The 10582-nt window shown below is 59.2% G+C and carries 11 protein-coding genes; 5 read left to right on the top strand and 6 right to left on the bottom strand.

What is annotated here, in order from left to right:
* Positions 1-92 precede the first annotated feature (92 nt).
* The 6 genes from JHD73_RS06365 to JHD73_RS06340 all read right to left on the bottom strand — a co-directional run bounded on the left by JHD73_RS06365 (position 93) and on the right by JHD73_RS06340 (position 3451).
* Complete coding sequence (locus tag JHD73_RS06365) at positions 93-611, bottom strand: hypothetical protein (protein ID WP_199028916.1); 519 nt, start codon at positions 609-611, stop codon at positions 93-95.
* A 239-nt stretch (positions 612-850) separates the two neighbouring features.
* The gene (locus JHD73_RS06360) at positions 851-1090 is read right to left on the bottom strand and encodes a hypothetical protein (RefSeq protein ID WP_199028914.1); all 240 of its coding nucleotides are present in this window, start codon (positions 1088-1090) and stop codon (positions 851-853) included.
* A gap of 130 nt (positions 1091-1220) precedes the next feature.
* Entirely contained in the window at positions 1221-1550 is a 330-nt protein-coding gene (locus JHD73_RS06355; RefSeq protein ID WP_199028912.1) for a hypothetical protein, read from the bottom strand.
* Between the two features lie 161 nt (positions 1551-1711).
* Positions 1712-2170, bottom strand: coding sequence for a hypothetical protein (locus JHD73_RS06350; protein WP_199028910.1), 459 nt, complete (start codon positions 2168-2170; stop codon positions 1712-1714).
* Between the two features lie 11 nt (positions 2171-2181).
* Positions 2182-2559 carry a hypothetical protein gene (locus tag JHD73_RS06345; RefSeq protein ID WP_199028908.1) on the bottom strand — a complete coding sequence of 126 codons (378 nt, stop codon included), beginning with the start codon at positions 2557-2559 and terminating at the stop codon, positions 2182-2184.
* Between the two features lie 25 nt (positions 2560-2584).
* Positions 2585-3451 carry a hypothetical protein gene (locus JHD73_RS06340; protein WP_199028906.1) on the bottom strand — a complete coding sequence of 289 codons (867 nt, stop codon included), beginning with the start codon at positions 3449-3451 and terminating at the stop codon, positions 2585-2587.
* 181 nt (positions 3452-3632) lie between these two features.
* Between JHD73_RS06340 and JHD73_RS06335 the strand changes: the two genes are divergently transcribed.
* The 5 genes from JHD73_RS06335 to JHD73_RS06315 all read left to right on the top strand — a co-directional run bounded on the left by JHD73_RS06335 (position 3633) and on the right by JHD73_RS06315 (position 10517).
* The gene (locus JHD73_RS06335) at positions 3633-5660 is read left to right on the top strand and encodes a putative molybdenum carrier protein (protein ID WP_199028904.1); all 2028 of its coding nucleotides are present in this window, start codon (positions 3633-3635) and stop codon (positions 5658-5660) included.
* Positions 5661-5812: 152 nt separating this feature from the next.
* Positions 5813-7246 (top strand): replicative DNA helicase, encoded by a 1434-nt coding sequence (locus JHD73_RS06330; protein ID WP_199028902.1) that lies wholly within the window; start codon positions 5813-5815, stop codon positions 7244-7246.
* On the top strand, positions 7227-7463 hold the full coding sequence (locus tag JHD73_RS06325) for a hypothetical protein (RefSeq protein ID WP_199028900.1): 237 nt from the start codon (positions 7227-7229) through the stop codon (positions 7461-7463). The genes JHD73_RS06330 and JHD73_RS06325 overlap by 20 nt, the downstream gene beginning before the upstream one ends.
* Positions 7460-8074, top strand: coding sequence for a hypothetical protein (locus JHD73_RS06320; protein WP_199028898.1), 615 nt, complete (start codon positions 7460-7462; stop codon positions 8072-8074). The genes JHD73_RS06325 and JHD73_RS06320 overlap by 4 nt, the downstream gene beginning before the upstream one ends.
* Positions 8067-10517, top strand: a complete 2451-nt coding sequence (locus JHD73_RS06315) for a DNA topoisomerase (protein ID WP_199028897.1) — start codon at positions 8067-8069, stop codon at positions 10515-10517. The genes JHD73_RS06320 and JHD73_RS06315 overlap by 8 nt, the downstream gene beginning before the upstream one ends.
* The last annotated feature ends 65 nt before the right edge of the window (positions 10518-10582 follow it).

The raw sequence follows: 10582 nt of genomic DNA, 5'->3' as shown, positions 1-10582 counted from the left end.
CGCTTGGATACCGTCCGCCGGCACCTGCCGCCCACTGGCCAACACCGATGCCCGCACAGCAACCAGGCACCATCCAATAAACTTCAATCCTCTCATAAGAACTGGACCGGAATACCGGTCACGTCAATCGCCTCCTTTGATAGCGGACCGCCTGAGACTGTAAGCACACAGGCCGCGTCTTCGATGGTGCCATAAGGCATGATGGCCAGGCGCTGCGCCGTCAGGGTGATGTCGGTGCCCCTGCGCTGAATGGTTGCGGTCAGCAGCGATTCGTCGCGTGTCTGAGTCCACGCCAGCGAGAAATTGCGGCCATTCAGCAGGGCCTGCGATAGCGCCTGGCTTCCCGGTATCGCTCGTGCCTCCTGGGCTTGGATGCTCTTGATGGCGTCAGCCAACTCATTTGCGTTGAGCGCGGGCACTGCTTGCTTGGCCAGGTGGAGCTTTCCTCGGATCTCAGTGATGCGAGAGATGGTTGGGTCCTCACCGCATTCCGCCAGCGCCCACATGACGCGGTTATCGGGGGCAAGCGGATTGAGCTCGGGCTCCTTGGCGACGGGCTCGGCCGGTGCTGGGGAACGGCGACCAAAGAGGGAGGCCAGAAAATTCGGCATGGTTGGTTTCAATTGGGGCGGGGATATCGGGGAAAGGCAAAGACTCTTTGTCGTTTTGTTGGGGTGGCCAAGGCCGCGTCTGCGACGCCGCTACGTGGCTGTCCGGTCAGGTGGTACGGAGTCAATGAAGGGTGCTATCAAAAGCAGCATGCATATTTCTAGAAAACTGCATGCGATCCATTTTCGTTGAGCGGGGTAACGCGTGCCCGGACAGCCTCTGTGTGACGGATCTCAGCCATTCACATAGTTCGGCTGGGGTTGCAAAAACCTTTCTCGTCAAAGCCTGAAGATGAGAGAAAACCGAGGCGTCCTTGAACTCCAGGGTGCGAGGCCAAGAAGACGGCGGTTCGTCGTATAGCCAGGATGTTTTCCCCGGTGATGCCGAGCATTTCGCATGAGGCCAGGAAGTGCAGAATGACGGCGTCACTCCATTCCTGGATGGAGGCGAGACGTTGCAGGCGAGGGTCAATCGTTTCCATGGAGTAGCCTTTGGTCGTGATGTCTATCGGGGGAGTTCGGTTTCTCTAACGGCTCAAGAACTCTTTTTCTGTTTTTCGTTTGTGAGCAAGACAACGCGCCGTAGGCGCGCTCCAGCCCCTCCACGGGGCCTTAAAATTCCGGAAAAGCGGTTTCACTAACCCCGGTCGTCGCAGCAGCCTGGTCAACGGTGTCTTTGGTGATGGTCTTGGCAAAACCCGGTTGCAGGCGTTCAGCGATGGCCATGAGCCATGCATGTTCGGTGTCGCGGATGAATCCGAGTACGTCGAGCTTGGCGCGCACGGTGCCGCAGAAGATCTGCTCGCGCTCGGTCAGCGCGTTGTGGCGTCTGGTGATGACGTTGAGGGCCAGCTTCCGTGTGTCGAGTAGCCGTGCAGCAGCTGCGTTGTCGGCCTCAAGGCGTTGCTGGATGTTGGGATCGTTCATCTTACGAAAGGCCATGGTGGGCGCCTCAATGGTCGTGTGCGGTTTCTGTATCTCGTGTAGGGACGGGATCATGGACGGCAACGACTCTTTGTCGGTTTTTTCTCGTTGTCGAGAACGCGCCTTCGGCGCTTCACAGCCCCTCCGGAATGCCATTAACCGCGAAGGGCCGGAATCTGTCACATCTCGGGACCGGAATCGGTTGGAATCTGGATACCATCAACGCATTCGAAGTGCAGATCGCTGGCAAGGCCGATGTCATGGACGACGGTGTCGCCGTCTTCCAGACGGCCGAAGTCGTCACCGTTCTTCCCGTTGAGCACTTGATTCAGGATGCGCTCGGCGTCGGCACGAGAATGCGTTGTGACGTTCACGGTGGCATAGAGGCTCACCGTGAATGAGTAGGTGCGATCAACCAGCTCGGACTCAGGGGTGTCGTATGAATTGGAGGCGGCTTCGCGTGCCGCGTGTACGGTGCGCAGGAGGGCCACTTCGCGATCGGCGCCTTGGAGCAGGTCCTGTTTGAGATGCATACGGATCAGGTCGACCCGGGATGCGCTGGGGTCCTCGCCAAGCGACGCCAGTGCGGTCAAGATTTCGTCGTCGCTTGGCTCGATCTGGGTGACATTGTTCGACATGATGGGCTCCTTCAAGGGCTGGGCGAATCGGACGCTCTCACTTCGGCTTCTTGGGGTTCCTCTGCGGGTTTCGCCGCAGTCAGGATCTCCATGTCGGAACCGGGAAAGGCTTGCTTGAAGCCAGGCTGCAGACGCTCTGCGATGTCCATCAACCACCGGTGTTGATTCGCAGGGAGGTAGCCCTGCGCCGAAGCCTGTGTTGCCGAGTACATGAAGCTGCGCTCCTTGGTGGACAGCGTTTCATGGTGCTCGTGCATCAGGTCGACGGCCGCGTTTCGCGCGGTGTCGACGAGTTTCTGCGCGGCCCAGCGCGCCTCCTGCTCCCGATCGCACTTCGCGCGGTATTCGGGGTCGTTGAGGTTCTTGAGCAGTTTTCCGAAATCGATCATGAATTGGCTCTTTGCGTGGCGGTGGTTACAGCGTTGCCTCGGTCGTCGGCTCTGCCGGCATTGTTTGGTAGAGCCCTTTCACCGTTGTCACGATCTCGTCGTGCGACATGGAGGTGCGGCCGTTGAAGCGGAAGTAGTCGTCGCCGATTCGGGCGTACACGCGCGTAACGTTAAAAGTCAGCGGTTCAGAGGATAGGAAGGTCTCAGTCGCCCCATCGTTGCGCCACCGCAATGGCGGAGTCATGTTGCGGGCGCTATGCCAATCTTCTTCTGAGATCTGTTTGGCAGGCTCGTCGAGGTATCGGTGGGCGTGCAGCTCAAGTGCCCGGTCGAACGAGATTTTGATGACGTCGGGGTAGCGGGAAATGATCTCGGGGAAGCTCTCGCGGCCGTAGAGCGTGAGTCCGTTTGGACGAATCTCGTCGATGATGCTGTAGGTTTTCGGGGAGTAGTACACCCATTCTGTTGCCGCGAGGTTGGGCATTAGCGCCTCAGCCTCTGGAACTGCCTCCTCGATGGTGGCTGCATCCAGAAACGCGATATCGCGCACTCCGGTTTGGAGCGTTGTCAGAACGAGGCGGCTGGTTCGGCGATCCCTGGCCACGCCGACGTAGTCGGGCAGTTCCATGGCTTCAGCGCCATAGACCAGCAGGCGGTCACCATCCAGGTCAATCATCGGCAGCGTGTCGACAGAGGGCGTGCCGAGCATGGTCTTCTGAATGGCGGCGCGCAGTGCGAGTGACCGGTCTGCGGCGGCGGTGATTGCGCTGGCATCGAGGCGTTGCTGAATGGATTCCGCATGGGAAACGCTGGGGTCGAAGCCGTTCTGCGCGAGGGCCACGATGATCTCTTCGAGCTCAATGGTGCCGGTGGGTGCGAGGGTGTCGTTCATGATCGGTTCCGTGCTATAAACGCCGAAAGTATAGGTATCAGAGCGTATTTTCGGAGCATTCCTGCGCAAATAATCCGAAAACATATTTCTTTAGAGATCAAAATGTGCAGCCTGGGAACGAACGCAAGTGGATTTCATATTGCGGCGCGCTATGGTGTTTTGAATGCGGGAGGGTAAGGCGATGTGGGAAGAAGTGAGCGGGCCGCGAGCGGCCGTTTTCTACGGCACGGTGTCGGCGGCCCCCGATGAGCGCGCAACGCTTGAGAGCTTCGGGCTCCAGCTGGGCGAGTTTTCCGCTCAGCACGGGTGGTTCTACGCGTGCGGTGACGCGGCAGCGGTCGCTCAGCTGGGGGCATTTGATCGGTCGTTCCCTGCCACCATGCTGCAGCGTGAAAACCCCAGCGGCGCTGAGTACTCGTTTCTCGATGTCGATCGGTTGCGTGCTGAACTCGCGTATCTCGACTACAGCATCCACTCGCCAGAAGCGCGCGGGGAGCGCAAAGCCGAGCTGCAGGCGCAGCGCGCGGCGGTGCTCGATGAGTTGCAGTACCAGGGTGAGCCCGTGCAGGTGAGCGGTAGCGAGTATGTGCGCGGCGCGTTGGTGGTCGCGGCGCACAGGTCGTCCGACTATGCGCCGCGCACCTTCCACAACGCGAAGGCGGCGGATGCGACGGTCGCCTTCGCAGTCGACTTTGCGAGCAAGGGCGAAATCCTGACCAAGAAGGCTGCGGAAGGCCGCTATCTTGCGGTGCCACTGGACCTGAAGCGGGAACCGGAAGAAGCGGCCCGCCTTGTCTTCGAGCACCTGAAGCGATTGGATGCCCGAAGCTTGAACGTTGCTGGAAACAGCATCAAAACGCTCGCCAAACATGGCGTCACCCAACAGGCGGCCAATCGCTGGGTCTTCCAGGTGCTCGAAAAAGTGCACGAGCATCGGCGTATTGAGCGCGTGCATTGTGGCGGCCAGACAGGTGTGGATCTGGCAGGTGCTGTGGCGGGCGTTGCGCTCGGCATCGAGACGCACGTCATGATGCCGGCAGGCTTCAAGCAGCGCGGCATTGACGGCAAGGATCGCAATTCCAGCCAGGCGGAGGTGGAGTCGGCAATCCATAAGCAGGTCGCGGCCTTGAGTGCGAGCCCTGAGTCACCGCCGTCAGACGAGCCCTGGCTCACGCCGCCGGTTGAGGTCGCGCACTTGCTGCTGCGCGAGCGCGTGCCAGGGGCGGCATTCGACGGCGAGCCATTTATGGGCACGTCCACATTCACGCGGGACGGGCAACGCTTCATCAGTTGTGACTGCTATTTCCATACAGTCCTCTATCACTCAAGCGATCGTGTTGCCGTGTTCACTCGCGATGAGGGAGGAATGGTGCCATGGGTGGACGGGTTGCCGGACATGGACTTTCTGGTCAAGCGGATCCGGCTGCCGGACGGCGCATTCGAGCGCCTTTGGACGCGCAACAAAGAGCATGAAGCGGCGGCGTGCCGGGATGCAGTTGTAAAGAGGATGCCGGAGGTCGTGCGCCGGTGGGTCGCTGAAGGGTCTGTACGGTTGGTGCCGCCGGAGTCGGCTGAACTTTCGCCTGAAATCGTGGCGCATTTTCGAGAAAGGGGCGACGACAAAATTACTGGTGTGACGTTTCTGAAGGAAGGCCAGCAGGTGGTGCTTGCGTTTTCCGGGCGTGGCGCGCGAGACGAGCCAACGGTCCGTCACGAGGCCATTCATGTGGCACAGATTTGGGCGGGTACCGATGTAATGGAACAAGCGCTACACGCGGCGGCGCGCCGGGGAGAGGCGATTGCTGGCGCGGTTGCGGCAAGTGGCGGTTTGCCCCCGCAACGTGAAGATGAGTTGTGGTGGATTCCCTCTGCGATGCGCCGGGCCTACCAGGACGGCAGAGACGGCGCTTTGGGCGCGCTCAAACTCGCAATGATGATTTACCCCCGGCAGGGAGTCAGCGGTGTTGCAAAGGAACTGGGATTCAGCGATCGAGAGGGGGTAGTGGCTGCCCTGTGTGCGCACTACCTGCTGGAAACAGGATTCTCGGACTGGCAATCTGACATCGCCAGAGAGCTTGTCGCATACACCTTTCAATCCCACAGCGATCCCGTTGTGGATGCGCTGCTGGAATCGGCGGACGGCCGACGCCCGATGCCCGTTCTGGGGCAGGTCCGCGTGGAAGGGCCGGGCGATGCCATGTGCGCTTGACGACGCACCAGAGTGAGCTGCAAATAAAAAATTCGCCGAGTAGGCCGTGATTTCGCCATACGATTACAGTTAGAAATCGCACGCGATACTAAAAAAAACATGTTTTCGTATCGTCCTGCTACAATGCCCGCCAAACGTGCACGGGATGAGGTATGAGCGTAGAAAGGAGCGAAGGCCAGCAGTTGGCCGCCATAGAGGCGGAGGAAAGTATCGTCTCCGCGCTGTTCAGCGATCACGCCGACAGTGCCTACACGACACTGTCGCAGGAGCTGGAGGGTAAGCATTTTTCGGAGCCCGTGTATCGCATGGTCTACGAGGCTTACGGCCAACTCCTGGCAAAAGGCCAGTCGCCCGACAGCGTCACGCTGGCGAGCTATCTGAAGTCTCTGCCTGTGTTCGGCGCCAGAGCAAAAGAGCTCCTTTCCCATGCGATCAGTATCAAGGCGTCGCAGGACAACCTCCCAAACTACGCCGCGGCGGTCATCGAGAAGTGGCGTGCTCGCCAGATTGCCGAGGCCCTGAAAAACGCAGAATCGCGGATTGCCAGGATCGGCGGTGAGCTGACGTCGGATGACGTGCTGCGCGACCTGGAATCAATAGCACCGAGTCTGTCTACGAGACAGAAGACGGCCGGTTTGTTGAAGACGCCCCTGCAGGTGGTAGAGGACGTCGTCAGCCGTATGCAAAAGGTCGAGGCGGGCGGCTTGCCGGGCGCACGTACCGGCATTGAAGAGCTCGATCTAAAGCTTGGCTCGATGGAACCCGGGCACCTCATTGTCGTAGCGGGCCGGCCGAGTATGGGTAAGTCGGTTTTTGGCTTGCGTATCGCTATCCACAATTCAATTGAGGCCGTACCCGAGCTCTCCCCCGACGCGTTGCAACGGAACCCAGAGCCGTCTCCCGACGCAAGCCCATTTGGGGCCTACTTCTCGCTTGAGATGCCTGACGTGTCCTTAGGGATGCGCGCAATCTCTGCGCTGTCGAGCGTCGAATATGGCCGAATCCGCACCGCCCAGTTTGAAACGGATGACTGGGCACGATTGACGATCGCGATGATGCGGTACAGCGCCTCCAATATCCGCATCAGCTACGAGACGCACTTCACCCCATCTATGATGCGGGCTCGGTGCCGCGAACTGACGCGCGCGACCGGGAAGAAGCTCGCATACATCGTCGTCGACTATCTGCAACTGATGAACTCGGACAAGGCTTCGAGTAGTCAGAACCGGGCAACGGAAGTCTCGGAGATCACCCGAGCTCTCAAACAAATGGCGGGGGAATTCGAGTGCCCAGTGGTCGCGCTCTCCCAGCTTAATCGTTCTCTGGAATCCCGGACGGACAAGCGACCGACGATGGGCGATCTGCGAGAGTCAGGGGCTATCGAGCAAGATGCCGACACGATTCTCTTTCTCTATCGCGACGAAGTCTACAACCCAGATTCGGACCAGCGTGGAACAGTCGAAATTATTGTTGCGAAGGGCCGTGACACCGGGATTGGTGTTGCGCGGGCTCAGTCTCAGCTTCAATATCAGCGCTTCGTGAGCATGCCTCGCGGCGAATTTTCCTATGAAAAACTCTACGCCTAAAACCTGGGTCGCGGCGCGACGCCGGGCGTTGATCTATCTGGCAATTGCTTGCGGTTGCGCATTTCTCGCCGGTGTTTACCTGTTCAAGGCGCCTTTCAATCCGCCAATGCTGCTGGGCGTGATGTTGATCCTCGGTGCAGGGTTTTGCTTCGCGTTCAATGAGGGATGGAACGCATGGGAAGCTGCACAGAAGTGCGAGGATGAAGCATGTCAATGAAGGCGCGCAATCGCGAATTTCGTCGGTCCCCTGAGGGCCAGAAGACGCGGATCTTTGATGAGATCCGGGTGGAGATCGGGAAAGCCCTGCAGCGCCCGAATTTGAAGGTGCGTGCGGGCTCTTCGATGGAGCTCGCGATCGGCACGTTTGCCCCGTCCGAGATCATCGACGGCTTCGAGATGAGCGACTACCCGTTCATCGGCGCACGCTACGTGTCCGTGCGCGATGGCCATGTCTACATCGTGGCTGGTGCGACGGACGACGGTGGGAGCATCAAGGCCTATCGCTTGCACTTCGTGCGCTCGATCTTCACGAACACGGGTGGCATCGCGGTCGGCCTCACCTGCCAAGGCTGGATGGATTCGGTAATGGTCATGTACTCGCTCACGAATGCGCACTTCGAGATGAAGGGCGGCGAGATTCAAGGTGTGAGCGACACCGTGACGGATCGGCGTGCCTACCCCATCAAGAAAACGAGGATCTTCCTCGCGCATTTGGCATTGGCGTTGCGCACAGCCCTTTGTCGGATCCCACTGATTGCGCGCATCGTGGAAGCGCGCAAGGCAAAGGCGGCCCAAACATCTACCGCACAAGGAGCGGAACATGAGTAAGACACTGATTGTGCCGGAGAAGCCGAGCGTTGCCGCTGATATTGCGAAGGCGCTGGGTGGATTTCAGCTGCAACGGGATGGTGAGAAACAATGGTATGAGCGCGGCGATGCGCTCATCGCGTCGGCCGTCGGGCACCTGGTTGAGTTGGTTTGCCCGGATGGCCAAGACGTTGGCTACGACCTCAACCGATTACCGGTGATCCCGGAGCCGTTCGGATTGAAGCCGGTTGACAAGACGAAATCGAAGTTGTTGTTGATCAAGTCTCTTGCGGAACGAAGCGACGTAACGAGCCTGGTGAACGCCTGCGATGCAGGGCGTGAGGGCGAGTTGATTTTTCGATACATCGTGGCGGCGATTCGCTGCAAGAAGCCCTTTACACGGATGTGGTTGCAGTCAATGACCCCAGAGTCCATTAGGGCCGCCTATAAAAAGCAACGCAGCTCGCAAGAGATGCAGGGACTCTATGACGCGGCGCGGTGCAGATCGGAATCGGATTTTCTGATCGGCATCAATGGCACACGAGCACTCACTATCGTTGCACAGATGCTGAGTGGGCAGCGTGATACGCATACGACGGGGCGAGTGCAGGGCCCGACGCTTGCAATTACGGTGGATCTGGAAGAAAAGATTCGCACCTTCGTTCCGAAGGACTACTGGGAAGTGCGTGCAAAGTTTGGTGCTCAAGCTGGCACCTATGACGGTAAGTGGTTTGATCCTAACTTCAAGAAGCCCGAGGCCGGAGAAGAAGAAAAACAGGCGGATCGGATTTGGAACGAGGACGATGCGAAAGCTATTGCCCAGCGCTGCCACGGGCAACAGGCGACCGAAGTTAAAGAGGAGTCGAAGCCTGACTCGAAGGCGCCGCCTCATCTTTTCGACCTGACGTCGTTGCAGCGGGAAGCGAACAAGAAGTTTGGCTTTAGCGCGGCGCAGACGCTCAAGCTGGCGCAAGCTTTGTACGAGACCCACAAGGTGCTGACATATCCACGGACGGATGCGAAGGTTCTGCCCGATGACTACGTGGATACCGCAAAAGGCACCCTTCTCAACCTTACGGGCCTGACGGTGGGTAAGTATGCGCAAGAGGCTGTGGAGAAAGGCTATGTGAAGCCGAACCCGCGCATCTTCGATAGCTCAAAAGTCTCCGACCACTTTGCAATTATCCCCACGGGTACAGTCGTGCAAGGGCTCTCGGCGGACGAGAGCAAAATTTACGACTTGGTAACGAGACGCTTCATTGCGGTTTTCTTCCCGGCCGCTGTGTTCTTGAAGACCGTGCGCATCACGAGTATCGGCTCCGACCATTTTCGTTCCACTGGGAGTGTGCTGCAGGAGGCCGGCTGGATGGCGGTCTACGGCAGAGAGGTGGCAGACAACGATGTTGCGATGTGCCAGGTCGCAGCCGGTGAGCTGCCAAATGCGACTGAGGTCAAGGCGGTCGGTTTGAAGACGAAACCACCCGAGCGGTTTACCGAGGCGACACTCCTAGGTGCGATGGAACACGCAGGGCGACTCGTCACCGACGATGATTTGCGTGATGCCATGAGTGAGCGGGGGCTCGGTACCCCCGCAACCCGAGCCGCTACGATTGAGAAACTGCTCTACTCCGGGGCGGGTTGCAGCCCCTATCTCGTGCGTTCCGGAAAGGAACTCGTGCCGCAGCAGAAGGCAATGTCCACTGTGGCTCTGCTGCGCCGCGTAGGGGCGGCATCGCTGACGTCCCCGGAGATGACGGGAGAATGGGAGTACCAACTCAAGCAGATGGAATCCGGCAAGGTGTCTCGCGCAGACTTCATGAAAGAGATCCAGGAGCAGACGCGGACTATTGTGGATTGCCTTCGTTCAGAGGCGAAGGAGGCACCCGCAGCGCAGCCACTGGGTGCTCCCTGTCCGAAGTGCGGCGGGGCGGTTGCGTCAGCAGGCTTGCACTACAGCTGCAGTGGCTGCGGCTTGCGCGTCCCGCGCCGTTTGCTGGATCGCAACCTGGAGGTGTCTGAAGTCGAGGCGTTGCTGCGCGAGCGCCAAACGCCTGTGCTTGATGGCTTCGTGTCAGGCAAAACCGGCAAGTCGTTCTCTGCGTCACTGAAGTTTGCCGAAGACTTCAGCAAGATGGACTTTGTGTTCCCGCCGCGTGAGGCGGCGTCAGAGCCTGCGGGGGAGACGCTTGGCAACTGCCCGAAATGTGGTGGTGCCGTCCACCAGCGTGGCGACCATTACTACTGTGAGAAGAACGGCGCTGCAGCTGAGAGCCGGACGTGCGACTTCCGCATCTACGGTGAGCGATCGGGGAAGACGATCGGAGCTTCGGTCGTTAAGCAACTGTTGAGTGGTGGGCGAAGCAATTTGATCGACGGATTCAAGGGCAAGAGCAGCGGGAAGAAGTTCTCAGCCTATCTTGTGCTGTTGCCGGACCACCAGGTCGGTTTCGAATTCGAGAGCTAAGCCGGGTCGTGAGACCGCCGTCTACGGCGGCCTCACGCAGGCATACATAGATCGCGCTCGGTGAG

Origin of the sequence: Ralstonia sp. ASV6, from assembly GCF_016429285.1 — a bacterium.
In the GTDB taxonomy this organism is placed as follows: Bacteria; Pseudomonadota; Gammaproteobacteria; order Burkholderiales; family Burkholderiaceae; genus Ralstonia; species Ralstonia flaminis.
This window is presented reverse-complemented; position numbering and strand designations above follow the sequence as displayed.

What these genes read in the sequence shown, in the direction of transcription:
- JHD73_RS06365 (WP_199028916.1), bottom strand. Translation starts at nt 611, where the DNA reads ATGCCGAATTTTCTGGCCTCCCTCTTTGGTCGCCGTTCCCCAGCACCG.
- JHD73_RS06360 (WP_199028914.1), bottom strand. Translation starts at nt 1,090, where the DNA reads ATGGAAACGATTGACCCTCGCCTGCAACGTCTCGCCTCCATCCAGGAA.
- JHD73_RS06355 (WP_199028912.1), bottom strand. Translation starts at nt 1,550, where the DNA reads ATGGCCTTTCGTAAGATGAACGATCCCAACATCCAGCAACGCCTTGAG.
- JHD73_RS06350 (WP_199028910.1), bottom strand. Translation starts at nt 2,170, where the DNA reads ATGTCGAACAATGTCACCCAGATCGAGCCAAGCGACGACGAAATCTTG.
- JHD73_RS06345 (WP_199028908.1), bottom strand. Translation starts at nt 2,559, where the DNA reads ATGATCGATTTCGGAAAACTGCTCAAGAACCTCAACGACCCCGAATAC.
- JHD73_RS06340 (WP_199028906.1), bottom strand. Translation starts at nt 3,451, where the DNA reads ATGAACGACACCCTCGCACCCACCGGCACCATTGAGCTCGAAGAGATC.
- JHD73_RS06335 (WP_199028904.1), top strand. Translation starts at nt 3,633, where the DNA reads ATGTGGGAAGAAGTGAGCGGGCCGCGAGCGGCCGTTTTCTACGGCACG.
- JHD73_RS06330 (WP_199028902.1), top strand. Translation starts at nt 5,813, where the DNA reads ATGAGCGTAGAAAGGAGCGAAGGCCAGCAGTTGGCCGCCATAGAGGCG.
- JHD73_RS06325 (WP_199028900.1), top strand. Translation starts at nt 7,227, where the DNA reads ATGAAAAACTCTACGCCTAAAACCTGGGTCGCGGCGCGACGCCGGGCG.
- JHD73_RS06320 (WP_199028898.1), top strand. Translation starts at nt 7,460, where the DNA reads ATGAAGGCGCGCAATCGCGAATTTCGTCGGTCCCCTGAGGGCCAGAAG.
- JHD73_RS06315 (WP_199028897.1), top strand. Translation starts at nt 8,067, where the DNA reads ATGAGTAAGACACTGATTGTGCCGGAGAAGCCGAGCGTTGCCGCTGAT.